Annotated in this window: 28 protein-coding genes; 9 read left to right on the top strand and 19 right to left on the bottom strand. The window is 71.2% G+C overall.

From position 1 onward, the window contains the following. The first annotated feature begins 41 nt into the window (after positions 1-41). Genes ACXJKG_RS00310 through ACXJKG_RS00300 form a run of 3 tightly spaced genes read left to right on the top strand, consistent with a single transcriptional unit; the run spans position 42 to position 4,337 of the window. The gene (locus tag ACXJKG_RS00310) at positions 42-2,003 is read left to right on the top strand and encodes a potassium transporter Kup (RefSeq protein ID WP_456843758.1); all 1,962 of its coding nucleotides are present in this window, start codon (positions 42-44) and stop codon (positions 2,001-2,003) included. A gap of 46 nt (positions 2,004-2,049) precedes the next feature. Continuing rightward, the gene (locus tag ACXJKG_RS00305; protein ID WP_456843757.1) at positions 2,050-2,670 is read left to right on the top strand and encodes a TetR/AcrR family transcriptional regulator; all 621 of its coding nucleotides are present in this window, start codon (positions 2,050-2,052) and stop codon (positions 2,668-2,670) included. Continuing rightward, the gene (locus ACXJKG_RS00300; RefSeq protein ID WP_456843756.1) at positions 2,667-4,337 is read left to right on the top strand and encodes an MDR family MFS transporter; all 1,671 of its coding nucleotides are present in this window, start codon (positions 2,667-2,669) and stop codon (positions 4,335-4,337) included. The genes ACXJKG_RS00305 and ACXJKG_RS00300 overlap by 4 nt, the downstream gene beginning before the upstream one ends. 75 nt (positions 4,338-4,412) lie before the next feature. Here the strand turns inward: ACXJKG_RS00300 and ACXJKG_RS00295 are convergent, their stop codons facing one another. The 8 genes from ACXJKG_RS00295 to ACXJKG_RS00260 form a co-directional block, all read right to left on the bottom strand. Further along, positions 4,413-5,381, bottom strand: a complete 969-nt coding sequence (locus tag ACXJKG_RS00295; RefSeq protein WP_456843755.1) for an aldo/keto reductase — start codon at positions 5,379-5,381, stop codon at positions 4,413-4,415. A gap of 24 nt (positions 5,382-5,405) precedes the next feature. Beyond that, positions 5,406-6,386, bottom strand: a complete 981-nt coding sequence (locus tag ACXJKG_RS00290; protein ID WP_456843754.1) for an alpha/beta hydrolase fold domain-containing protein — start codon at positions 6,384-6,386, stop codon at positions 5,406-5,408. 108 nt (positions 6,387-6,494) lie between these two features. Next, a complete protein-coding gene (locus ACXJKG_RS00285; RefSeq protein WP_456843753.1) occupies positions 6,495-6,800 on the bottom strand; it encodes a putative quinol monooxygenase in 306 nt (101 codons plus the stop codon). Positions 6,801-6,863: 63 nt separating this feature from the next. Further along, the gene (locus ACXJKG_RS00280) at positions 6,864-7,364 is read right to left on the bottom strand and encodes a GNAT family N-acetyltransferase (protein WP_456843752.1); all 501 of its coding nucleotides are present in this window, start codon (positions 7,362-7,364) and stop codon (positions 6,864-6,866) included. A 17-nt stretch (positions 7,365-7,381) separates the two neighbouring features. Continuing rightward, entirely contained in the window at positions 7,382-7,861 is a 480-nt protein-coding gene (locus ACXJKG_RS00275; protein ID WP_456843751.1) for a nitroreductase/quinone reductase family protein, read from the bottom strand. 33 nt (positions 7,862-7,894) lie between these two features. Next, entirely contained in the window at positions 7,895-8,521 is a 627-nt protein-coding gene (locus ACXJKG_RS00270) for a cation transporter (protein ID WP_456843750.1), read from the bottom strand. Positions 8,522-8,529: 8 nt separating this feature from the next. Further along, positions 8,530-9,129: a potassium channel family protein gene (locus ACXJKG_RS00265; protein WP_456843749.1), complete on the bottom strand. Its 600-nt coding sequence runs from the start codon at positions 9,127-9,129 to the stop codon at positions 8,530-8,532. Positions 9,130-9,250: 121 nt separating this feature from the next. Continuing rightward, entirely contained in the window at positions 9,251-9,868 is a 618-nt protein-coding gene (locus ACXJKG_RS00260) for a TetR/AcrR family transcriptional regulator (protein WP_456843748.1), read from the bottom strand. A gap of 125 nt (positions 9,869-9,993) precedes the next feature. Here ACXJKG_RS00260 and ACXJKG_RS00255 point away from each other — a divergent pair, with 125 nt between their 5' ends. The 3 genes from ACXJKG_RS00255 to ACXJKG_RS00245 all read left to right on the top strand — a co-directional run bounded on the left by ACXJKG_RS00255 (position 9,994) and on the right by ACXJKG_RS00245 (position 12,798). After that, positions 9,994-11,544, top strand: a complete 1,551-nt coding sequence (locus ACXJKG_RS00255) for an MFS transporter (protein ID WP_456843747.1) — start codon at positions 9,994-9,996, stop codon at positions 11,542-11,544. Between the two features lie 67 nt (positions 11,545-11,611). Next, on the top strand, positions 11,612-12,058 hold the full coding sequence (locus ACXJKG_RS00250) for a DUF1579 family protein (RefSeq protein ID WP_456843746.1): 447 nt from the start codon (positions 11,612-11,614) through the stop codon (positions 12,056-12,058). 23 nt (positions 12,059-12,081) lie between these two features. Beyond that, entirely contained in the window at positions 12,082-12,798 is a 717-nt protein-coding gene (locus ACXJKG_RS00245; RefSeq protein WP_456843745.1) for a flavodoxin family protein, read from the top strand. A 78-nt stretch (positions 12,799-12,876) separates the two neighbouring features. Here ACXJKG_RS00245 and phoA read toward each other — a convergent pair whose 3' ends face one another. Further along, positions 12,877-14,589 (bottom strand): alkaline phosphatase, encoded by a 1,713-nt coding sequence (phoA, locus tag ACXJKG_RS00240; RefSeq protein ID WP_456843744.1) that lies wholly within the window; start codon positions 14,587-14,589, stop codon positions 12,877-12,879. Between the two features lie 176 nt (positions 14,590-14,765). Between phoA and ACXJKG_RS00235 the strand changes: the two genes are divergently transcribed. Then, positions 14,766-14,927 carry a zinc finger domain-containing protein gene (locus tag ACXJKG_RS00235; protein ID WP_456843743.1) on the top strand — a complete coding sequence of 54 codons (162 nt, stop codon included), beginning with the start codon at positions 14,766-14,768 and terminating at the stop codon, positions 14,925-14,927. A gap of 14 nt (positions 14,928-14,941) precedes the next feature. On the opposite strand, the gene ACXJKG_RS00230 is transcribed toward ACXJKG_RS00235, so the two are convergent. From ACXJKG_RS00230 to ACXJKG_RS00190, 9 genes are all read right to left on the bottom strand, one after another. Then, positions 14,942-15,148, bottom strand: coding sequence for a three-helix bundle dimerization domain-containing protein (locus tag ACXJKG_RS00230; RefSeq protein ID WP_456843742.1), 207 nt, complete (start codon positions 15,146-15,148; stop codon positions 14,942-14,944). A gap of 143 nt (positions 15,149-15,291) precedes the next feature. Beyond that, complete coding sequence (locus ACXJKG_RS00225; protein ID WP_456843741.1) at positions 15,292-16,056, bottom strand: ABC transporter permease; 765 nt, start codon at positions 16,054-16,056, stop codon at positions 15,292-15,294. After that, a complete protein-coding gene (locus ACXJKG_RS00220; protein WP_456843740.1) occupies positions 16,053-16,841 on the bottom strand; it encodes an ABC transporter ATP-binding protein in 789 nt (262 codons plus the stop codon). Before ACXJKG_RS00220 ends, ACXJKG_RS00225 begins: the two co-directional genes overlap by 4 nt. Before the next feature lie 30 nt (positions 16,842-16,871). Beyond that, on the bottom strand, positions 16,872-17,723 hold the full coding sequence (locus tag ACXJKG_RS00215; protein ID WP_456843739.1) for a DUF4097 family beta strand repeat-containing protein: 852 nt from the start codon (positions 17,721-17,723) through the stop codon (positions 16,872-16,874). A gap of 80 nt (positions 17,724-17,803) precedes the next feature. Further along, the gene (locus tag ACXJKG_RS00210; protein WP_456843738.1) at positions 17,804-18,292 is read right to left on the bottom strand and encodes a histidine kinase; all 489 of its coding nucleotides are present in this window, start codon (positions 18,290-18,292) and stop codon (positions 17,804-17,806) included. 80 nt (positions 18,293-18,372) lie between these two features. After that, complete coding sequence (locus tag ACXJKG_RS00205) at positions 18,373-18,642, bottom strand: hypothetical protein (protein ID WP_456843737.1); 270 nt, start codon at positions 18,640-18,642, stop codon at positions 18,373-18,375. 106 nt (positions 18,643-18,748) lie between these two features. Next, positions 18,749-19,030 (bottom strand): hypothetical protein, encoded by a 282-nt coding sequence (locus tag ACXJKG_RS00200; RefSeq protein ID WP_456843736.1) that lies wholly within the window; start codon positions 19,028-19,030, stop codon positions 18,749-18,751. Positions 19,031-19,173: 143 nt separating this feature from the next. Beyond that, a complete protein-coding gene (locus ACXJKG_RS00195; protein WP_456843735.1) occupies positions 19,174-19,617 on the bottom strand; it encodes a hypothetical protein in 444 nt (147 codons plus the stop codon). A 16-nt stretch (positions 19,618-19,633) separates the two neighbouring features. Further along, on the bottom strand, positions 19,634-20,368 hold the full coding sequence (locus ACXJKG_RS00190) for a dienelactone hydrolase family protein (RefSeq protein WP_456843734.1): 735 nt from the start codon (positions 20,366-20,368) through the stop codon (positions 19,634-19,636). 103 nt (positions 20,369-20,471) lie between these two features. On the opposite strand from ACXJKG_RS00190, the gene ACXJKG_RS00185 reads away from it, so the two are divergent. After that, positions 20,472-20,876, top strand: a complete 405-nt coding sequence (locus ACXJKG_RS00185) for an aldehyde dehydrogenase (protein ID WP_456843733.1) — start codon at positions 20,472-20,474, stop codon at positions 20,874-20,876. Here ACXJKG_RS00185 and ACXJKG_RS00180 read toward each other — a convergent pair. Further along, complete coding sequence (locus ACXJKG_RS00180; protein WP_456843732.1) at positions 20,873-21,127, bottom strand: nuclease; 255 nt, start codon at positions 21,125-21,127, stop codon at positions 20,873-20,875. The two genes, ACXJKG_RS00185 and ACXJKG_RS00180, sit on opposite strands and share 4 nt — an antisense overlap. 388 nt (positions 21,128-21,515) lie before the next feature. Between ACXJKG_RS00180 and ACXJKG_RS00175 the strand changes: the two genes are divergently transcribed. After that, entirely contained in the window at positions 21,516-21,884 is a 369-nt protein-coding gene (locus ACXJKG_RS00175) for a nitroreductase family deazaflavin-dependent oxidoreductase (RefSeq protein WP_456843731.1), read from the top strand. The last annotated feature ends 22 nt before the right edge of the window (positions 21,885-21,906 follow it).

Raw genomic sequence — 21,906 nt, 5'->3', positions numbered from 1 at the left:
CGACCCGCTGAACCAGCCCGGCACCGTGCCACGATGCCGGGGTGACCCCCAGCCAGTCGCCGAGCGACCCGCAGGCCGCGACCGGAGTCGACGTCCGAGAGAGCCCACCCGCCAGGCACGGGCCCCGGGCCTGGCTGGCGCTGGGCGCTCTGGGCGTGGTCTTCGGTGACATCGGCACCAGCCCGCTGTACTCGCTGCAGACGGTCTTCAGCATCGATCACAACAACGTCAAGCCCACGTCCGTCGACGTGTACGGCGTGATCTCGATGGTGTTCTGGTCCATCGCGATCGTCGTCTCGGTGAACTACGTGGCGCTGGTGATGCGAGCCGACAACGACGGCGAGGGCGGCATCCTCGCGCTCGTCGCGCTGCTGCGCCAGAAGCTCAGGGACAGGCGTCGGCTCGCGGCGGCGATGATGCTGGGGATGTTCGGTGCAGCGCTCTTCTACGGCGACAGCGTGATCACCCCGGCGATCTCGGTGATGTCGTCGATCGAGGGCGTCGTCGTGGCCGACCCGGCCTTCGAGCGGCTCGTGCTGCCGGCCTCGGTGGCGGTGCTCACGGTCCTGTTCCTCGTCCAGCGACGCGGCACCGAGGTGGTCGGGCGAGCGTTCGGACCCGTGATGGCGCTCTGGTTCGTCGTGCTGGCCGTCCTGGGCGTGCCGCACATCGCCGAGAACCCGGCGATCCTGCGCGCGCTGTCGCCCACGTACGCCGTCGCGTTCGTCGTCGAGCACCCGCTCACCGCGTTCGTCGCCATGGGCGCCGTCGTGCTGACGATCACCGGGGCGGAGGCGCTCTACGCCGACATGGGCCACTTCGGGGCGGCGCCGATCCGCTTGGGCTGGTACGCCGTCGTGTTTCCGGCCCTGACCCTGAACTATCTCGGGCAGGGGGCGATGATCCTGGACGACCCCGGCACGATCGACAACCCCTTCTTCCACCTCGCACCGACCTGGGCGACCCTCCCACTGGTGGCGCTGGCGACCCTGGCGACGGTCATCGCGTCGCAGGCCGTCATCTCCGGGGCGTACTCCGTGTCCCGGCAGGCCGTCCGCCTCGGCCTGTTCCCGAGGCTGTCGGTGCGGCAGACGTCCCGCCACGCCGGCGGCCAGATCTACGTGCCGGCGGTCAACTGGATCCTGTTCGTGGGCGTGCTCGTGCTGATCGCGGTGTTCCGCAGCTCGACCCGGCTGGCCACCGCCTACGGACTCGCGGTCACGGGGACGTTGCTGCTCACCAGCCTCCTGTTCCTGCTGCTCGCGAAGCGGGTGTGGCACTGGGCGACGTGGAAGGTCGTCGCGTACGGCGTCGTCGTCATCGGCCTGGAGCTCGTGTTCTTCGCCGCCAACGTCACCAAGATCGTCAGCGGCGGGTGGCTCCCGCTGGTCATCGCCGCGATCGTGATCACGCTCATGACCACGTGGCGCGCCGGTGCCGAGCGGCTGGCCGCCCGGCGCAACGACCTGGAAGGACCGCTCGACGAGTTCGTCGCGATGGTCCAGGACACCGGCGTCCCGCGGGTGCCCGGGCTGGCGGTGTTCCCCCACCCCAACAAGCTGACGACGCCGCTGGCGCTGCGCTCGCACGTCGCGTTCAACCACGTGCTGCACGAGCACGTCGTCATCGTCCAGATCGTCAACGAGAACGTCCCCCACATCCGGCACGTCGACCGCGTCGTCGTCGACGACCTCGGCTACGCCGACGACGGCATCGTGCACGTCTGCGTGCGCGTCGGGTTCAACGACAGCCAGGACATCCCGAGGGGCCTCGCGCTCGCGGTCGGTCAGAGCCCCGAGCTCTCGCTGGACGTCGACGACGCGCGCTACTTCCTGTCGGTCCTCACCGTGCACGTGGGCGGAGCTCCCCATCGGCGGGGCTGGCGCGCGCGGCTGTTCGTCTGGATGGCACGCAACGCCGCGAGCCGCGCGGAGGTCTTCCACCTGCCGCCGGAGCGGACCGTGGTCATGGGCGCGAACCTCGACCTGCAGGGCGCCCCGTGACCGACGGCACAGTGACTGCAGTTTGCAGCCGTGCAATAATGCAGTCATGCAATCAAACGAGAGCGGGCTTCGCGAGCGCAAGCGCGTCGAGACCCGGCACCGCATCGCGGACGCCGCTCTCGAGCTGACGCTCGAGCACGGCCTGGAGGGCGCAACCGTCGAGGCGATCAGCGCCGCGGCCGGTGTCTCCCCCCGCACGTTCTTCAACTACTTCGACTCGAAGGACGACGCGCTGCTCAACGCGCCCGACGCGCGGCAGATCGACCAGATGGTCGCCGCCGTCGTGGCGACCGGCGAGAGCCTGAGCCTGCGCGAGGTCGCCGTGCGCTTCTTCGTCGAGCAGATCCGCGCGAGCCTGCAGGTGGGAGCGCGTCGCGACGAGCGCCGTGCGCTGCTCCGTCGCCATCCCCACCTGTTCGCCGCGGCGTTCCGCCAGCTCGGAGACACCCAGGAGGCGTTCGCCGCCGCCCTGGTCCAGATCGCCGCCGCCCGCGCGGTCGGCACGGACCAGGACACGGCATGGGCGGACGTCGCCATCACCGCCGCGGCCGTCGCCGTGCGCGGCGCCATGAAAGAGGCGGCCACAGCGCCTGAGCCCGCCACCGCAGACCAGATCGAGGAGCGCGCGAACGCGCTCCTGACCACAGCATGGGAGAACCTCACGTGACCACGACCACCGCGGCAGCCGGACGGGCGCCGCAGACCCCCTCGCAGCCGGCGAGCGAAACGTCCCACAAGGGCGTCCTGCTGGTGTTCGCCGGCCTGCTCATCGCGATGCTGCTGGCGTCGCTCGACCAGATGATCTTCTCGACCGCACTGCCGACGATCGTCGGTGAGCTGCACGGCGTCGAGCACATGGTGTGGATCACGACCGCCTACATCCTGGCCTCCACCATCGTCATGCCGGTCTACGGCAAGCTCGGCGACCTCGTCGGCCGCAAGTGGCTGTTCGTCAGCGCGATCGCGATCTTCCTCGTCGGCTCCGTCATCGGCGGCCTCTCGCACTCCATGGGCGGCCTCATCGCGGGTCGCGCGGTCCAGGGCCTCGGCGGCGGCGGGCTCATGATCCTGGCGCTGGCGATCATCGCCGACGTGGTGCCCGCCCGTGAGCGCGGTCGGTACAGCGGGATCATGGGCGCGGTGTTCGCCGTGTCCTCGGTCGCCGGTCCCCTGCTCGGCGGGTTCTTCACCGAGGGTCCCGGCTGGCGCTGGGCGTTCTGGATGAACGTGCCGCTCGGCATCCTCGCGATCGCCTCAGCCATCAAGTTCATCCACCTGCCCAAGCGCGTCCAGGCCAAGCCTCGCCTCGACTACGCGGGCAYGGTCCTCATCGCCATCGCGAGCACCTGCATCGTGCTGACCACCACCTGGGCCGGCTCCACGTACGCCTGGGCATCGCCGCAGATCATCGGCATGATCGTCGGCGCCGTCGTGGCCGGGTTCGCCTTCGTCTTCGTCGAGAGCCGCGCCGCCGAGCCGATCATGCCGCTCGCCCTGTTCCGCAACCGGAACTTCAACGTCGCCACCCTCGGCGGCCTGCTGACCGGCATCTCGATGTTCGGGGCGATGGCCTTCCTGCCGACGTACCTGCAGATGGTCACCGGCTCGAGCGCCACCGAGGCCGGCCTGCTGATGGTCCCGATGATGCTCGGCATGCTGCTGACGTCCGTGATCACCGGCATCGCGATCTCGCGCACCGGGAAGTACAAGTGGTACCCGGTCGTGGGCATGGCGCTCGTCGCCGTGGGCCTGCTGCTGCTCTCCACGATGACGCCCGGCCTGGCCGTCTGGGTCATCTGCGCGTACACCGCGATCATGGGCGTCGGGCTCGGCATGACCATGCAGAACCTCGTGCTCGTCGTGCAGAACTCGTTCTCCATGAAGGTCGTGGGCACCGCGACGTCGTCGAACAACTACTTCCGCCAGATCGGCGCGTCGGTCGGTTCCGCCGTCGTCGGGTCGCTGTTCGCGACGAACCTCGCCCACCTGCTGACCCAGCGGCTCCCGGCCTCCGGGGCGGGTGACACCGGCAGCTTCACGCCGGACCTCGTGCACAGCCTGCCCGACCAGGTGCGGGAGATCATCGTCGGCGCCTACAACGACGCCCTCACGCCGGTGTTCCTCTACATGGTTCCGCTCGCGATCCTCGCCGCCGTCGTGCTCGTGTTCATCAAGCACAAGCCGCTGGCCACGTCGATCGACCTCGAGGTCGAGCCGGTGGACGCCGACGACGCGACGTCCGGTGTCCTGAGCACCGACGCTGAGCTCGACGACGCGATCGACGCCCTCACCCGGGAGGCGCGGGACGCCGAGCTGGCGACCACCTCCTCCTGAGAACCAGAGAGAACGGCCCCGCACCGCCGGTATCGGCGGAGCGGGGCCGTTGGGCTGTCCCCCGGTCGCGATGACTCAGTGCGCGGCCCGGTAGAAGTTCCGCTCCCACCGGTGGCGCCGGATCACCTCGCGCTGCGTGTCGGTGAGCCGCCGACCGTCGCTCGTGGCGGCGTTGCGCTCGACGTTGCGCACGGTGCGCATGCCGGCGATCACCGTGGACACGGCGGGGTGGTCGAGGACGTAGCGCAGGGCGATGTCGGGCAGCTCGTCGGTAGAGATGCCCAGGTCGTCGACGAGCGCGGTGACATGCTCCTCGACCTGCGCCGACCGATCCCCGCCGAAGTACGTGGTGCGGAAGTCCCCGGCGGGGAACGTCGACCCCGCCGTGATGCGCCCGGTCAGTCCGCCCTCGTCCAGGGCGACCCGCACGATGACCCCGACGCCGTGCTCGGCACACGCGGGAAGCAGCTGCGCCTCCGGCTGCTGGTGCCAGGCGTTGTAGATGACCTGGACGGTGTCGACCGTGCCGCTGCGGACGAGCTCGAGCGCGTTCTCGGGCTGGTAGTCGTTGACGGAGACCCCGAAGAATCGGATCTTGCCCTCCTGGCGCAGGTCGGCGATCGTCTCGAGCCAGTCCCCCCGGCCCACCCACTCGTCGCTCCAGACGTGGAGCTGGAGGACGTCGAACGCCTCGAGGCCGGACGCGGCGAGGCTGGTCTCGAGGCTCCGGCGGATGTGGGCGCCGGGGAACGTCTCGTCCGGGTGCACGCCGTCGGGCGCCGGCCAGACGCCGTTCTTGGGCGGGACCTTCGTGGCGACGAGCACGTCCGGGTGGTCCCGCAGGACGCTGCCGACGATGCGCTCGCTCTCGCCGTAGCCGCGCGCGGTGTCGACGAAGTTGACGCCGAGCTCGATGGCGCGGTGCAGCGCCGCGACGGACTCGTCCTCGCGCGCCCCGATCCACATGGAGGCACCGATCCCCCACGCTCCGTAGCCGATCTCGGACACCGTCAGACCGGTGCGCCCCAGCTGGCGAGACTCCATGCGAACTCCTCGATCGTGTTGGGTCTAGCTGTCGTCGGACGCGTCTCGGTGGAGGTGGCGTCGCAAGAAGTCGTCCACGAGGTCGAGCACGTCGTCCTGCCAGAACGGCGGACCCCCGTGGTCGGCGCCCTGGAGCTGGTAGAGCTCGACGGGTCCGCCGGCCTCGACGAGCGCGTCGTGGAGCAGCACGCTCTGACCGAACGGGACCAACCGGTCCTTGCTGCCGTGCACGATCAGCACCGGAGGCAGGTCCCGCCGCGGCGACAGGTGGTTCATGAGGACCGTGGGCTCGACCAGGTCCGGCCGTCGCAGCACGTCGTGGCCGCCGATGAGCAGGCCCTCGGGGCTGGTCGGCGCGATGTGGTCCTGGACCGAGGGCTCCTCGTTCATGCGCGCGATGTCGGTCGGCCCGTAGTAGTCGACGACGCACCGCACTCCCAGTGGCTCGTCGCCGACCGGCTCGTCGGAGTACTCCTGCTGCCCGTCCGTCAGCGCGGTGAGCGCGGCCGTGTGCGCCCCCGACGAGTCACCCCACAGTGCGACGCGCTCGGGGTCGAGGTGGTACTCGTCAGCGCGACTGCGCAGGAAGCCGATCGCGCTCCGCGCGTCTCGGACCTGGGCCGGAAAGATCGCCAGCGTCGACGGCCGGTACTCGACGATCGCGACGACGTACCCGCGTCGCGCGAACTCGGCGAGGGCCGGGAGCGACAGACCGAGCGCCTGCTCCTTCCAGGCCGACCCCTGCACGAACACCACCAGTGGGAACCTCGGACCGGCGTCCGCTCCGGGCAGGTCGTCGCGCATCGGCGGCAGCAGCACCTGCAGGTGCAGGGCGCGCCCGGACTTGCGGGCGTACTCGACCCCGAGCACTGCCGAGCCGTACCGCGGGGTCGGGTCGGCGGCCAGCACCGTCATCCCCGCGCTCCGCCGGGTGCTCTCGGGGAAGTCGGTCGCCCAGGACTCACGCGCTGCCATCGCGGAGGCAGCATCCGGGGCGTTCGTCATGTCATCTCTTCTCGCGGGGGACCCGAGGCTCGCTCTACCGTGCCAGCCCCGCGCCCCCACGGCACGTCGTCGTGACCTGACCTGGCGACGACGACCCCGAGGGCCCGGTCACTCGTTCCAGGTGAACCGGACGTCGAGGTTCAGGAACGTGGGGGGCCCGTCGCACAGGGCTGCCATCTGGGCCGCGAACGCGTCGGTGTCCGGCCGGGCCGAGTTCTCCATCGCCGCCTCGTACGAGTCGAACTCGATGATGTTGAGATAGCGGCCGGGATCGTCCCGGTCGGCGGTGACCACCGCCCGCACCACCGCCGTGCCGCCCTCCGCCGCTCGGGCCGCCCGGTACGCGTCGCCCAACGCCTGGACCTCGTCGATCCGCGAGGTCCGGAAGTCGATGATCTGCACGAACTGTGTCATGGCGCACCTCCGTCCCCGCCCACGGTCCTCCGGCGTGGAACGTGGGACAAGCCCTGGGCATGCTCACAGCTCTCGCACGGTCAGCAGGCTGTCGCCGTGGACCGCGTCGGGCTCGACCCGGCCCGTCTCGTGGAAACCGAGCTTCTCCAGGACGCGCCGCGACGCGACGTTCCAGTCCCGGACCGAGGCCCACAACCGCGGGTAGCCGGCCTCGCTCGCCCACGCGGCCACGGCCCCGCCCGCCTCGGTCGCGTACCCGTGGCCGTGCACCGCACGCAGCAGCTCGAAGGCCAGCTCGGGCTCGCCGGGTCCCCCGTTCCCGTAGAAGACCAGCCCGCAGTAACCGATGACGTCGCCCTCGCCCGTCCGCTCCACCGCCAGGATCCCGGGCCCCGGCCCCGCGAGCTCGGCGCGGATCTGCGCGGCGATGTCCTCCACGGTGGGTCGGCCCTCGGAGTCGATCTGTCGGTGCGGCGGCACGCGCGGATCCCGCTCGGTCCACAGCCGCCGATAGACGGCGGCTTCGTCCGGTCGGCGACGCCGAAGGACGAGGCGCGCCGTCACCAGGGCATCGGGAGCGATCACGAGCCCGCGGCGGGGCTCTCGCGCCGTTCGAGGAGGATCACCGGCAGCTCCCGGTCGGTCTTCTTCTGGTACGACGCGAAGCGCGGGACCGCGGTCGTGATCCTGGTCCAGGCGGCCTCGCGCTCGTCTCCGTGCAGCTCGCGGGCCGTCACCGGGATCGTCTGGCCGACGAGGTCGATGGTGAGCTGGTCGGGCTGGGCGGCGGCGTTGAAGTACCAGGCCGGGTTGTGGGTCGCACCGGCGGCTGCCGCGACGACGATCCAGCCGTCCGGCTCGCCCGGGAACCACCCGAGCGGGCTGGCGCGCTTCTTGCCGCTCTTGCGGCCGACCGTGTTCAGCACGAGGGCGTCCATCCCCATGAACGTCGCGCCGCCGCTCGTCTTCATGCGGCGCGCCGTCCGGTCGTTCATCCATCGGAAGAACCGGTTGTCGGGCTGACGTGCGCCGCGGGTTCCCACGGGGTAGCTGAAGCTCATCGGGTCACGCTCCTTCGTGTGCCGGCGGGGCCCTCAGTCGATCTCCTCCCCCGCCAGCGCCTTCGCGGCGAGCCGTTCCTCCTCCGCGGTCTGCCAGACCACCTTGGCGGCGCTGAGGTTCACCACGATGATGATCAGCCCCAGGACCAGGTCGGGCCAACCGGAGGCGGTCCACAGGGTCAGGACGCCCATGGCGATGACCGCGACGTTCACGATCACGTCGTTGCGCGCCGACAGGAACGCCGCGCGAGCCATCGAGCTGTCGTGGTGCCGGAAGCGCGCGAGGACGAGCGCGCAGGCCAGGTTCACCACCGCCGCTCCACCGGCGGTCAGGACCAGCGCCGCCGGGCTCGGCGGGACGGGATCACCGAGCTTGCCGAACGCCTCCCACGCCGCCGACAGCGCGGGCACCACGATGATGACGGCCATGACCTTGCCCGCCAGCGCCTGACGGTGGAGCGACCAGCCCAGGGCGATGAAGATCAGCACGTTGATCGCGGTGTCCTCGAGGAAGTCGACGCTGTCGGCGAACAGCGACACCGATCCGATCGACAGCGCGACGGTGAACTCGACGAAGAAGTACGCCAGGTTCAGGCCGGCCACCACCAGCACGGCGCGCCGCAGCCGCGTCCGGAGGTCACCGCCGTCGTCGTCGGTCATCGGGTCGCCTACGGCCGCGGCGCGGGCGCCTCGTCGGGCTCGCCGGGTGGCGCCGTGGACCCGGGCTGGGTGCGCTCGGCCTCGCGTCGTGCGGATCCGATGTGGACGGCCTGCGTCAGCAGCCGGACCCCGGCACCGACGAGGATCAGGTTGAGGACCATCTGGACCATGACGACCGTCCGCCCGACCTGGCTGGTGGCGTTGATGTCCCCGAAGCCGACGGTGCTGAACACGGTGAGCGTGAAGTACAGGGTGTCCGTGCGGGTGAGGCCCCCGACGTTGAAGTTGGCCGGGTCCGCCTGGGCCATCAGGTAGTAGCCCGAGGCGAACAGGACGAGGAACACCGGGAGGTACCCGGACAGAGCTACGGTGGCGCGGATCGTCGGGTTCTGCGCGTTCATGATGGAGCGGATCTGCCAGGCGCCCCACGTTCCGAGCAGGAGCAGCCCGGCGACGAGCGGCACGGCGAGTGGCGTGTCCGCGAGACGGTCCATCGGCAGCGTGTAGTAGAGCACGAGCACCACGGCGGCGGTCGCGAGCACTCGCAACGTGACGAGAAGCAGAAGGCGACGGCGTTGCCGTGCCGTCGAGCTGGGTCCTTGCACCATCGCTGAACCTCCACGATCGGTGGTGTGGCGGGCGCCGGACCTGACCGGCGACGTCGTGTTCACCGGACTCTCCCACTGCCGTGCACGTCAGGTGAAACAACCACGCTGTTCGACGGGCGGCCTACCGAGCGGAGCCCGGATCGAGCAGGGCGTGGATGAGGGCCCGCACGGGATCGACCAGCCGGTCCGGCTCGGCGGACGCCAGCGGCTCCATCACCATCGACGACCGCAGGACGGCGATGCCCAGCGCGGCGCACAGCGCGAGCTGCGCGCGCAGGAGGACGTCCGGACCGGCCGGCGCGCCGCCCGCAACCTCGGCGATCCGTCCCGCATAGCTCTGCAGCGTGTCGAGGCGGATCCGCTCGGCGCGCTCGTCGCCCGAGGTGCGCAGCAGCAGCACGAGCTGGTTCGGGTGCTCGGCGCTGTACGGTCCGGCGATCTGCTCCGCCATGGCGCCGGCCACCTCGTGCAGCGTCGCCCCGGGCGCGACCGCGGTCCCCAGCTCGTCGGAGACACGCATGAGGCAGGCCTCGAACAGCCCTTCCTTGGAGTCGAAGTAGCGGCTGATGAGCGCCACGTTCACGCCGGCGTCGTCGGCGATCTCCCGGACCGTGGTGGCGGCGTAGCCCTGACGGGCGAACCGGTCCCGCGCGGCGCCGAGCAGCAGCTGCCGGGTGGCGGCCGCATCCCGGCGCCGCGGTGCCGGCAGGGTGTCGTCGGCGACGTTGCCGATGCTCATGGAGCCCCTCTCGACCCGGCCAGCCTAGCGTTCCGGGAGTGGTGGTAAACGAACGTTGACTTGACTGTAGCCCAGTGTGCATACTGCTAGTCAACAAACGTTTACAACTATCCACCGGGGAACTCGTGTCGCACTCCACCGATCAGACCGGCCTCGCCGGCGCTGCCGTCAGCGCCGGTCAGCCCGCCGCACCACGCTCCGGGACCAGGTTCCTGGTCCTCTACCTCTCCCTGGGCGGTCTCGCGTTCGCCGTCCTGCAGTCCCTCGTGGCGCCGGCGCTGCCCGTCCTCGCAGGCGACCTGAACGTCTCGACCGCGGACGCCTCCTGGATCCTCACGGCCTACCTGCTCTCGGCCTCCGTCCTGACCCCGATCCTGGGCCGCCTCGGCGACATGGTCGGCAAGCGCAAGGTCCTCATCGGCGTGCTGGCGGCCCTCGCCGCCGGCACCCTGGTCGCGGCGCTCGCCCCGACCCTCGGCGTCCTGATCATCGCCCGCGTGCTGCAGGGCTCGGCGGGCGCGATCCTGCCGCTGTCCATCGGCATGGTCCGCGACGAGCTGCCGCGCGAGAAGGTCAGCGTCACCGTCGGCCTGCTCTCGGCGATCTTCGGCGTCGGCGCCGGCGTCGGCATCGTGGCGGCCGGCCCGATCGTCGACCACCTGTCGTGGCACTGGCTGTTCTGGCTGCCCCTCGTGCTCGTCGTCATCGCGCTGCTCGGTGCGATCTTCGGCATGAAGGAGTCGCCGGTCCGCACCCCGGGTCGGCTCGACGTCCTCGGCGCCGGCGTCCTGACCGTCGGGCTCGTCTCGCTGCTGCTCGCGATCAGCAAGGGTCAGTCGTGGGGCTGGTTCGAGACCAAGACCGTCTCCCTCTTCGTGCTCGGCCTGGTCGCGCTCGTCGCCTTCGTGCTGATCGAGCTGCGGGTGAGCCAGCCGCTCATCGACATYCGACTGATGGCCAACCGCGGCGTGTGGGCGACCGACCTGGTCGCGCTGGCCCTCGGCTTCGCGATGTTCGGCACGTTCCTCCTGGTCCCGACCCTGCTCGAGCTGCCGCCCGTGACGGGGATCGGCTTCGGCAAGTCCGTCTCCGAGGCCGGGCTGTTCCTGCTGCCGACGGTCCTGATGATGATCGTGTTCGGTCCCATCTCGGGGCTGCTGGACCGGAAGTTCGGACCCAAGCTGCCCATGTTCCTCGGCACGTTCCTGGTCGTCCTCGCCTTCGCGCTGCCCGCCGCCGTGCACGACGACCTCTGGCAGGTGCTGGCCTCCGGGCTGCTGACCGGCGCCGGCATCGGCCTGGCCTTCGCGGCGATGTCCAACGCGATCATCGAGAGCGTCCCGGCGGCACAGACGGGCGAGGCCAGCAGCGTCAACGTGATCTCGCGGACCATCGGCAGCAGCATCGGCACGGCCGTCGTCGCCGCCGTCATCACGTCGCACAGCACCCCGCAGGGGATGCCGACCGACGACGCGTTCACCTACGGGTTCCTGGTGTGCGCGGCCGTGGCGGTCCTCGCCGTCCTCGCCTCCGCCGCCATGCCCTCGGCCCGCCACCGCCGCGAGAGGGCGCTCGCGGACGGCATCGACGACCTCCCGTCGGAGCCGGCCGAGATCCACGTGCCACACCCGCACCTGCCGGGCCACGGCAAGGACGACACGCACGCCCGCGCCTGACACGTATCGACCGACGGCCCCCTCCGAGCCCACCGCTCGTCGGGGGCCGTCGTCGATACAGTCAGGTATGAGCGTCGTCGAGCACCTCGCCCCCCTGATGGGCAGCTGGCACGGCACGAACCGGCTGCGTCTGATGCCCACGGACGACTACCAGTCGTCCACGGCGACCGCCACGGTCGGCGTCACGGCCCACCGGTTCGTCTCGATCGCCTACACGTGGTCGGACGGCGACGCGGCGCAGGACGGGCTCATCCTGCTGGGCGGGTCCCCCGACGCCGCCACGGCGGTGTGGGTGGACTCCTGGCACACCGGGCCGACGTGGATGAGCTTCTCGGGGGCCGTCGGCGACGGCGACGAGCTGCGGCTCCTCGGCTCGTACCCCGCGGAGTCCGGCCCGGACTGGGGCTGGCAGATCCACGTCCGCCCCCGGGACGCCGTCCTGACGATGCACAACGTCGTGCCCGGGTCGGACCCGTACCAGGTCGTCGAGCTCGCCCTGGGTCGAGACGGCTGAGATCAGCAACCCCGGAGGAACCCATGTCCAGCGTGGCGCCCGACTTCACCGGCCTGCGGGCCACCTTCGTCAACTGCACCCTCAAGCGCAGCCCCGAGCTCAGCCACACCCAGGGGCTGGTCGACGCCAGCGCAGGCATCATGCGCAAGCACGGCGTCGAGGTCAGCGAGATCAGGCTGATCGACCACGACGTCGCCACCGGCGTCTACCCCGACATGCGCGAGCACGGGTGGGCCACCGACGCCTGGCCCGAGCTCTACCCCGGGATCCTCGCCAGCGACATCCTCGTGGTGGCCGGCCCGATCTGGCTGGGCGACAACTCCAGCGTGACCAAGCGCCTGATCGAGCGGATCTACTCGCTCTCCGGCGAGCTCAACGACAAGGGCCAGTACCTGTTCTACGGGCGGGTCGCCGGGTGCCTGATCACCGGCAACGAGGACGGCATCAAGCACTGCGCGCAGAACATCCTGTACTCGCTCCAGCACGTCGGGTACACGATCCCCCCGAACGCCGACGCGGGCTGGATCGGTGAGGCCGGGCCCGGACCGTCGTACCTCGATCCCGGCAGCGGCGGACCCGAGAACGACTTCACCAACCGGAACACGACGTTCATGACCTGGAACCTCATGCACCTGGCCGCGATGCTCCGCGACGCCGGCGGTGTGCCCGGCTACGGCAACCAGCGCGCGGAGTGGAACGCGGGGAACCGCTTCGACTTCGAGAACCCGGAGTACCGCTGAGCCTCCTGACGGGCGCGGACGCGCCGACGCACCCGGGGACGAGCTCCCCAGGTGCGTCGGCGTACGGTCCGGTCGAGGTCAGTGGTTCGCGATCGTGATCCCGACCAGCTTCTCCGTCGTCTGGCCGTCGATGCCCACGGCGTCGATCTTCAGCGTGTAGGACCCGTCGGGGTAGTCACGGGTGTCCAGCACGAGCGTCGGCCGCTTGCCGGACTGCGTGCTGCCCGGCGCCTTCGTGTTGTCCGTGATCCAGGTGCCGCCCTGGTTGAGCTCGATGTAGGTGTAGCGCGGCTCCGTGTCGAGCGTGACCCGGACGGTCTGGCGACCGTGCAGGACGGCGCCCTCGCTGACGTTGACGTTCTGGACGACCGGCGCGGCGGGCGAAGGCGCCGCCGGGTCGAGCCGCAGGGCGTCGCGGATGGTGAAGAACAGGTCCGTCTGGTCGGTGAGCCCGACGACGTTGCCGGCGCGGGGTCCGTAGGCAGCGACCCGCACCTGGGTGCCGGTGTGGTCCTGCGAGCCGCCCACGTCCGCGGTGCCGTAGGCGACCGTCATCGGCTTGCCGTCGGCCGTCAGCAGCGTGCGGGTGAGGCCCGGCGTCAGGGTGTTCGGATACACGATCTGGCTCGAGTGCCCGTGGTCGGCGGTGACGACGACGAGCGTGTTGCCGTCCTTCTTGGCGAAGGCGAGCGCGGCCTGCACGGCCTCGTCGAGGTCGACGGTCTCGCCGATCTGACCGCACGGGTTGGCGGCGTGGTCCTGCTTGTCGATGCTGGCACCCTCGACCTGCAGGAAGAAGCCCTTCTTGCCGCCCTGGAGCAGGTCGATCGCCTTCGAGGTCATCGCCGCGAGCGTCGGCGACGTCGCGACGTACGCCGGGTTGGGGGTGCAGGTGACGGCCGGCTCGGTGCCGCCCGTGTGCGTGGCCAGCGGGCCGACCCAGCGCGTCGCCATGTTGCCCGGCGCGAACAGACCGAGGACCGGCGAGGACTGGTTCGCCTGCGTGACCCCGGCCAGTCCGGCGGCGTCGGAGACCACCTGGTAGCCGCGGTCCTTCGCCTGCTGGAGGAGGGTCTTGCCCACCCACGGGCCGGCGACGGCGGTCTCGTTGAACGAGGTGGCACCGCCACMGAGGGTGACGTCGGGGCGGTTGCCGATCAGCTGCTCCGTGATCGAGCCGAGGCCGCCGTTCTGCAGCGCGTTGGTGGGGCACTTGGCCGTGGTGGCCGTCGGCCCGTAGCAGCCGCGGTCGGTCACGTGCGAGACCAGGACCGCAGGGGTCGCGTCCTGGATCTCCGCCGTGCTGACGTCACCGGTGCGCAGGCCGTTGGCGCGGGCGATCTCCAGCAGCGTGCGCTGCGGGGTGCCGGCCACGTCCACCGAGATGGCGCCGTTGTACGTCTTGGTGCCGGTCGCCCACCCCGAGCCCGAGGCGGCGGAGTCGGTCACGTAGTCCGGCTTCCCGTCGGTCCTGTCGAGCGCGTAGGTGGTGTACTGCCCGGTCAGCGGCAGGGCGTCGATGCCCGCGAACCGGCCGGCCGCGCCGAGCGCGTAGTTGCGCGCGACCGTGATCTCCGAGTCGCCCATCCCGTCGCCGATGAGCAGGATGACGTTCTTGGCGGAGCCCCCGCGGAGCTGGTCCCGCACGGCCGCCGTCTGGTCGCCCGTGAGCCGGCGGGCGTCGCCGTTGCCCGTCAGGCTGCCGGTGGCCGCCCAGCCGCTCGCGGCGCCCAGCAGCAGCGCTCCGCTGACCACTGCCACGCCGAGCGGGCGCAGTGCTCGTGTCCTCATGGTTGTTCCCTTCAGCCTCATCCTGTGGCGACGACGTCGCGCACAGAGTCGACCGGGTGAAGGTGGCCGCCAGGTGAGGACCGGATGAGCGCGGGAGGAACAGGACGAGTCAGGCACGGCCACCAGGACGGTCGGCGACCCTGGCCCGGCGTCGAGAGATTGGGCACCATGGGCGCATGAGCACCGAGCCCGACGACGACGACGTCGCCCTGACGGTCACCTGTCCCCGCTGCGCAGCCGCCCCGGGAGAGCCGTGCCGCACGGCCGACCGCCTCCGGCGCCCCCCGCACTCGCGGCGTACCGCTGCCTACCTCGACAAGCTGGCCGCCGACCACTGAGGGCCGGCTTCACCTCACTCGGGCCCGCCGAACTCGGCGAGGAGCTCGATCGTTGCGTGCTCGACGAGGATCGGGACGAAGTCGCGGACGGTCGAGCCCGCGAAGGCGGCGAGCTGCGCGTCGACCTGCTCCCGGATGATGCTCCGGGGCAGGTTCGGATACTTCGCGGCGATCCGGTCGACGACCTCGTCGATCGCGCGTCCTTCGTCCTCGATGGGCATGGGCGCAAGGCTGCGGCGGGCCGGGCCGTCGGTCAACGGACGCCGTCCGAACAGTGGCCGAACAGCGGGCGCCCCGCACGGAAACGGCGGAGGCCGGCCGTGCGGAGAGTGTCCGCACGACCGGCCTCGACGAGGTCCCGCGGTCAGCTGATCTTGCGCCGGTAGACCGACATCGCGAAGTAGTACGCGAGGACGAGGATGCCGACGCACCAGGCCAGCGCGACCCAGATGTCGCTGCCCACCGGCTGCCCGGCGAACAGGTTCTGGATCGTGTCGACGATCGACGTCACCGGCTGGTTCTCCGCGAAGGCGCGCACGGGGGCCGGCATCGTGTCGGTCGGGACGAACGCCGAGCTGATGAACGGCAGGAAGATCAGCGGGTAGGAGAACCCCGCGGCCCCGTCGACCGACTTCGCCGACAGCCCGGCGATGACGGCGACCCAGGTCAGCGCCAGCGTGAACAGCGCCAGGATCCCGGCCACGGCGAGCCACGCCAGCACGCCGGCGGAGGTGCGGAACCCCATGAGCAGGCCCACCAGCACGATGATCACGACCGTGATCGCGTTGGAGGCCAGCGAGGTCAGCACGTGCGCCCACAGCACGGACGGCCGCGAGATCGGCATGGAGTGGAACCGCTCGAAGATGCCGCTCTGCAGGTCCGTGAACAACCGGACGGCGGTGTAGGCGATGCCGGACGCGATCGCGATGAGCAGGATGCCCGGCAGGAGGTAGTCGACGTAGTTCTCGGTGCCGGTGTCGATCGCCCCGCCGAACACGTAGACGAACAGCACCATGATCGCGATCGGGGTGACCGCGGTCGTGATGATCGTGTCCACGCTCCGCGTGATGTGGCGCATCGAGCGGCCGGTCAGGTCGACCGTGTCACTGACGAAGTGGGTGGCACTCATGACAGCTCCTCGCTGGTCTCGTGGGTGGCATCRCTGCCGACGAGCGCGAGGAAGATCTCCTCGAGGGTCGGCTGCTTCTCGACGTACTCGACGGTCGCCGGCGGCAGGAGCTGCTTGAGCTCGGCCAGCGTGCCGTTCGCGATGATGCGGCCCTGGTGCAGGATCGCGATCCGGTCGGCCAGCTGCTCAGCCTCGTCGAGGTACTGCGTGGTGAGCAGGACGGTGGTGCCCTGCGTGGCCAGCTCCTTGATCACGTGCCAGACCTCGATGCGCGCCTCGGGGTCCAGACCCGTCGTCGGCTCGTCGAGGAACAGCACGGTCGGCTGCCCGATCAGGCTCATCGCGATGTCCAGCCGGCGGCGCATGCCCCCGGAGTACGTCGCGACCCGGCGGGCCCCCGCCTCGGTCAGGTTGAACCGGGCGAGCAGGTCGTCCGCCACCTGGCCCGGACCCGGCAGGTGCCGCAGCCTGGCGACGAGGACGAGGTTCTCCCGCCCCGAGAGGATCTCGTCGACCGCGGCGAACTGCCCGGTCAGGCTGATGGACTCCCGGACGCGGAGCGGGTCGGCCACGACCTCGAACCCGTTGACGGTGGCCGTCCCGGCGTCCGGCTTCAGCAGCGTCGACAGGATGCGCACCATCGTCGTCTTGCCCGCGCCGTTCGAGCCGAGGAGGGCGAAGATGCTGCCAGCCCCCACCTCGAAGTCCACGCCGCGCAGCACGTGCAGCTCCTTGTACGACTTCTCGATGCCCTGCACGCGGATCGCAGGTTCACGGTCGGTCATGTCTCTCTCCCCTTCTGGTGGTTGCCCGGCTCAGTGGGCGCGCTGGATGGTGATGTTTCCGGCCTGGGTGCGGGCCCGGACGGCGACAGCCGATTCCGAGTCCGCAGGCGCGCGGTCGCCGTCGAGGTGGTTGCGGACGGCCCCGCTCTTCGACGACAGGTCGAGCCAGGCCGGGGTGCCGGCGCGGACGCCGATCACGATCTGGCCGAAGCCGCTCTCGACCTGGACGGACCCGCTCGACACCTCGCGCAGCGCGATGGTGCCGTAGGCGGTCTTCGCCGCGACCGAGGCCAGGGCCTGGGTGATCTCGAGGTCGCCGTAGGACAGCTTCGCCTCGAGGTCGCCCCCGGACTGCCCGACCTGGATGTTGCCGTGCGACGCCTTGAGGACGGCGTCGCCGGTGACCGTGCCGAGCCGGATCTGACCGTGGTCGGCGGTGATCTCGGCGCCGCCGTCGGCGGTCCCGACGGTCGCGCTGCCGTGCCCGGCACGCAGCCAGAGGTCGCCGGTGGTGTCGACGTCGACGGCGCCGGTGGAGGCCTTGATGCGGGTGGCGCCGAGGCGTCCGGCGGTCCGGACGTCGCCGACGGCCAGCTCGGCGGTGAACCGCGAGCCCGTGGGCAGCTCGATCACCATGTCGACCGAGTCGAAGGGCCCGGCCCCGATCCAGCTCAGCCGCGGCCGTGGGCCGGTGATGGTGAGCCGCCGGCCGTCGAAGTCGACCTTCGTGTTCTGCACGCCGCGGTGGTCGACGGACTTCGCCGGGTTGGTGGGCGACAGGGTGACGACCGTGTCGGTGCGGTCGCTCGCGACGACCTCGATCTGACCGACCTGCAGGTTGACGGCGAGGTCGATGGGGTCGGGGGTGGGGTACGTGGGCATGCTGACGCCTCCCGGGCTCGGGGTGTGTTCGTCCGGCCCCGCAGGTCTGCGTGGCTGGTGGTCTGGTGGGCTGCGCGGGGCTAGCGCGCCCAGCCGGCGAAGCTGTCGCCGGTGCGCAGGGCTCGCTGCGCGGATCGTCGTTGCTTGGGCTGCAGCGCGGCCGCGACCGCACGGACCAGCCAGGTGTTGACGGACAGGCCGTCGGCCGCCGCCGCCTCGTCCACCCGCACCTTGAGGGCGTCGGGCAGGCGGAGCGTGGTGCGCGAGGTGCTCACGTCGTCGAGGTCGACCGGCACGGCCGGCGCCTCGTCGGCGTCCGGGTCGCTGTTCGGCTGGACGACCACGAACTCGACCTCGCGGCCGCGCAGCCGCAGGTCGACGGAGCCGGGAGCGAGGTCGCGCGTGATCTCGCCGACCGCCGACGACAGGACGTCGAGCAGSACGAGCCGYGCSGCGGCGTCSAGKCCGGCGACCAGCCGYTCGGCSACSGCGCGGGTCTCGTCCGTGCCGTTCTCCGCGGCCTCCAGCAGCTGGCGCTGCAGATCGCTGATGTGATGTCCCAGGTCCATGGCACCAGCATGACACCACGGTGGTGTCGCGTCAACACCTTGTGGTGTCGCGGCGGTGCGATGTTGACACCAGGGCCGCCTCAGGCCGAGCGGATCGCCCCACCCGCGACGTGCGCCGGCCCGAGCAGGCGCAGCACCGACGTCCCGTACTCGTCCTGGTGCTCGAGGCTCACCGAGAGCAGGCGGCCGCGTTGCCGGCTCCTCGCCCACTCGAGCACGTCCTCCACGTCCTCGGCGTCGAGCAGCCGCCAGCGTTCGGCGGGGCCGCCGAGCGTCCACAGCTCGACGACGTACACGGGCTCGGTGACGGACGTCCACGAGTAGTGCGCGAGCGCGCGTTCGACCCGCACGGTCGGCTCCCTCCAGCAGGATGAGCCGCCATCGTCGTCGGCCCGCGTGAACGCCTGGCGGATCGCCGGCGACGCCCGCATGACCGGCACCGGGCTACCGGACCCGCTACGGGTTGCCGGTGGGCTCGTCGAGCCTGGCGACCTCGCGCGCGAACTCCTGCCCGGAGAGCTGCCCGTCCAGGCGCAGCTGGTGCAGCCGGCGCAGCGCGACGACGCGGTCGGTGTGGGCCCCGGCTCGGCCGGTCCGTCGGCGTCTCACGACCGCCGCGACGACGGCGGCGACCAGGCCGACGACGGCCACCAGCAGCGCGGCGTCGAGGACCTCAGCGGTGTGCGTCACGGCCGTGGGCAGCCGGTGCTCACCGTCGGCGACGACGGCGCCCGCCACCGCGTCGTCGTGGCGCGTGGTCGGGTCGACATGGTCACCACGGTAAGGAGCGTGCCGACCCGCGAGGTAGTCCCCCGTACCGATGTTTGCACGTGCGTCGTGCGGTGTTCATGCAGGGGCCGGCGCCGGACGCCGCCCGCGGCTCAGGCCGTGCGCAGCACGAGGAGGAACTGCCCGCCGCCGGGCTCGACGTCCGCGGTCACCCGCAGGTCCGGCGCGAACCGCGAGAGCCGGTCGACCAGCCAGGTGGCGGCCTCGTCACCGTCCGACCGCGTGGGGCAGCGCGCCACGACCTCGCGGCCGCTCTTGCGGGTCAGCCGCTCGACGGTCGCGACGATCGGCGCCGGGTCCACGACGAACAGCGACGGCGACCACGCCACGACGGGCTTGACCGCGCCCTTGCGGGTGTTGCACGCCCGGTGCGCGAGCCGCTCGGACCCGGGTGCCGGCTTCTTGCCCTTCGGCGTCGCTCCCCCGTCGATGCTCGGGCCGCGGTCGGAGTTGACGGACGCGTCGGGGTCGACGGGCTCGTCGCACAACCAGCATCGCCATGCGTCGCGCTCGCCGACCTCGTCCAGGGTGCTCATGCCCGGAGCCTACGGGTCACGCCGTGCCCAGCTTCTCGTCGAAGAAGTCCAGCACGCGGGTGACCGCCGCCTCGTCGCGGTGCTCGGTCAGGGTGCCGTGCAGCGAGCCGGGCAGGTCGACGGCGAGGAAGTTCTCCCCGAGCGCCCGGCGCAGCGTGTCGAACCGCGTCCCGACCGCGCGGTCGCCGACGTACCGCACGCCGAGCACCTGGCAGCCGGCCGCGACCTTGGCGCGCACCGCGGCGACGTCGCCGGGACTGAGCCCGAGGTCCGCGGCTCGTCGGCGTCCGACCGGGAACGGGGTCGCGGGCTGCGCCAGGACCGGTGCGGCGACCGGGGCGTCGGCCAGCATCGCCAGCGCGAACCCGCCGGTGAAGCACATGCCGACCGCGCCGACGCCCGGCCCGCCCAGCTCGTCGTGCAGGTGCCGGGCCAGGGACCGGAGCCACCCCGCGATCGGGCTCGTCCGTCCGAGGGCGAAGGCGTGGAACTCACGGCTGACGCAGACCGACGCGAGCGAGCTCGCGGTGGCCCTCGCCGACTTCGGCTCCCCCGGGGTGCCGAAGAGCACCGGCATGACCACGGTGTGACCCCGTGCGGCGATCTCCTCCCCGAACCGGATGCACGGGGGCGTCAGGCCCGGGAGCTCGTGGATCATGACGACGCCCGGACCGGTCCCGGCGCGGTAGGTGGGGTGCGTCACGCCGTCCGCGGTGTACTCACCGGCGATCCAGCCGTCGAGGTGTGCCATGCCCGCACAGTAGGCGCGCCCGAGCCATGGCGTCCGGCGCGGGGCGCGGCGTAGCGTCGCTGAGGTCAGGAACGACCGGGCGGCACGAGGGCGGAGAGCACCCATGAGCATGATGGCGGACATGATGAAGACGATGCCGATGTCGGGCACGACGGGCATGGACATGTCGATGATGCAGGGCTGCATCGAGGCATGCTCGGCGGCGTCGATGGCGGCCACGATGTGCGCGGACGCCGACAGCGGCGAGGGCATGGGGCGATGTGCGTCCATGTGTATGAGCACCGCGGACGTCGCCATGACGATGATGCGGATGATGATGCGGCCGGCCGGCTACGACATGGCCGTGATGACCTCGATGATGACGGCGTGCATGGCGATGGGCGAGGCCTGCGCGGACGAGTGCGAGATGCACGCCTCTATGTCCGAGCACTGCCGCATCTGCGCCATGGCCTGCCGCGCGATGGTCGACTCGTGCAGGTCGATGATGGCGGGGATGCAGTCCGCCTAGCCCTCCAGGCGGCGCGCCGAGTACCAGGCGCCCCCGATCGCGACGACACCGGCGACGGGGTGCACTGCGACGGGCTCGCCCGGCTCGGGTGAGGCCGACGTGGTCAGGACCGAGACCTGGCCGTCGAGCAGGACGACGGTCAGCTCGTCGGCCTGCCGGGACGCGACCAGGCCGTCGAGCCAGGCGCTCGGAGAGGCGGTCGCGACGATCTCCTGGATCGGGAGGACATCGATTCGGGTGCGGTTCAGCACGTCAGCTCCATCGGTCGTTCTGCGAATGCGTCTGGTCCGCACCGGATCCCGGACGACTTCCGGGACCCGCGGTAGCGGGCTGCGCCGCGTGGCGGCGGGACGGGTCCCCACCCACGGACCAGGCGGATCGCCTGCGGGGAGCTCCTCAGAGCTGCGGGGACGGGGACGACAGGGTCGTCAGCGACACATTCGACAGAGGCACCGGTGCGTCGACGTCACGTCGACGGAACCCGCGTGACGCGGGTCCACGGGCACGGGCCGGGCGATGGACATGTCTCGAGTGTGCGCAAGGCGTCCACATGCTGTCAAGGGATCTCACATCGCGGACGGGCGGTGTCCGTGGGCCGCCCCCCTTGCCGCGGCACCGCCCGCGGTCGACAGTGAGCGCATGGACGACGCGCTCTCGGCCGAGCTGCACCACAGCCAGATCATCGACCTGACGACGACCGGTCGCCGGAGCGGGGAGCCGCGACGCATCGAGATCTTCCTGCACGAGCTCGACGGTCGGCTGTTCATCTCCGGCACGCCCTTCCCGCAGAAGCGGGCGTGGCTGCGGAACATCGAGGACGACCCGCACGTCACCATCCACCTCAAGCAGCACCGCGCGGTGGACGTCCCGGCGACCGCTCGGGCGATCGACGACCCGGTCGAGCGCCGGCCGTTGATCGAGGCGGCCGCGCATCGCTGGAGGCGGGACGACCTCGACGACATGATGGCGATGAGCCCGCTCGTCGAGGTGTTCCCCGACCCGTCGTGACGCGCTGAGCGTGTCGCATGCT

It is taken from the genome of Cellulomonas sp. P5_C6, from assembly GCF_054049635.1.
Note: the sequence above shows the minus strand (reverse complement) of the source record. Positions and strands in the feature narration are given on the sequence as shown.

Excerpts from the sequence above, each read along its gene's own strand:
- ACXJKG_RS00245 (WP_456843745.1), top strand. The coding sequence starts at position 12,082 with ATGTCCAGCGTGGCGCCCGACTTCACCGGCCTGCGGGCCACCTTCGTC.
- ACXJKG_RS00270 (WP_456843750.1), bottom strand. The coding sequence starts at position 8,521 with ATGACCGACGACGACGGCGGTGACCTCCGGACGCGGCTGCGGCGCGCC.
- ACXJKG_RS00225 (WP_456843741.1), bottom strand. The coding sequence starts at position 16,056 with ATGAGTGCCACCCACTTCGTCAGTGACACGGTCGACCTGACCGGCCGC.
- ACXJKG_RS00230 (WP_456843742.1), bottom strand. The coding sequence starts at position 15,148 with ATGCCCATCGAGGACGAAGGACGCGCGATCGACGAGGTCGTCGACCGG.
- ACXJKG_RS00295 (WP_456843755.1), bottom strand. The coding sequence starts at position 5,381 with ATGGAGTCTCGCCAGCTGGGGCGCACCGGTCTGACGGTGTCCGAGATC.
- ACXJKG_RS00195 (WP_456843735.1), bottom strand. The coding sequence starts at position 19,617 with ATGAGCACCCTGGACGAGGTCGGCGAGCGCGACGCATGGCGATGCTGG.
- ACXJKG_RS00265 (WP_456843749.1), bottom strand. The coding sequence starts at position 9,129 with ATGGTGCAAGGACCCAGCTCGACGGCACGGCAACGCCGTCGCCTTCTG.
- ACXJKG_RS00260 (WP_456843748.1), bottom strand. The coding sequence starts at position 9,868 with ATGAGCATCGGCAACGTCGCCGACGACACCCTGCCGGCACCGCGGCGC.
- ACXJKG_RS00185 (WP_456843733.1), top strand. The coding sequence starts at position 20,472 with ATGAGCATGATGGCGGACATGATGAAGACGATGCCGATGTCGGGCACG.
- ACXJKG_RS00290 (WP_456843754.1), bottom strand. The coding sequence starts at position 6,386 with ATGACGAACGCCCCGGATGCTGCCTCCGCGATGGCAGCGCGTGAGTCC.
- ACXJKG_RS00215 (WP_456843739.1), bottom strand. The coding sequence starts at position 17,723 with ATGCCCACGTACCCCACCCCCGACCCCATCGACCTCGCCGTCAACCTG.
- ACXJKG_RS00175 (WP_456843731.1), top strand. The coding sequence starts at position 21,516 with ATGGACGACGCGCTCTCGGCCGAGCTGCACCACAGCCAGATCATCGAC.
- ACXJKG_RS00190 (WP_456843734.1), bottom strand. The coding sequence starts at position 20,368 with ATGGCACACCTCGACGGCTGGATCGCCGGTGAGTACACCGCGGACGGC.
- ACXJKG_RS00250 (WP_456843746.1), top strand. The coding sequence starts at position 11,612 with ATGAGCGTCGTCGAGCACCTCGCCCCCCTGATGGGCAGCTGGCACGGC.
- ACXJKG_RS00285 (WP_456843753.1), bottom strand. The coding sequence starts at position 6,800 with ATGACACAGTTCGTGCAGATCATCGACTTCCGGACCTCGCGGATCGAC.
- ACXJKG_RS00305 (WP_456843757.1), top strand. The coding sequence starts at position 2,050 with ATGCAATCAAACGAGAGCGGGCTTCGCGAGCGCAAGCGCGTCGAGACC.
- ACXJKG_RS00275 (WP_456843751.1), bottom strand. The coding sequence starts at position 7,861 with ATGAGCTTCAGCTACCCCGTGGGAACCCGCGGCGCACGTCAGCCCGAC.
- ACXJKG_RS00235 (WP_456843743.1), top strand. The coding sequence starts at position 14,766 with ATGAGCACCGAGCCCGACGACGACGACGTCGCCCTGACGGTCACCTGT.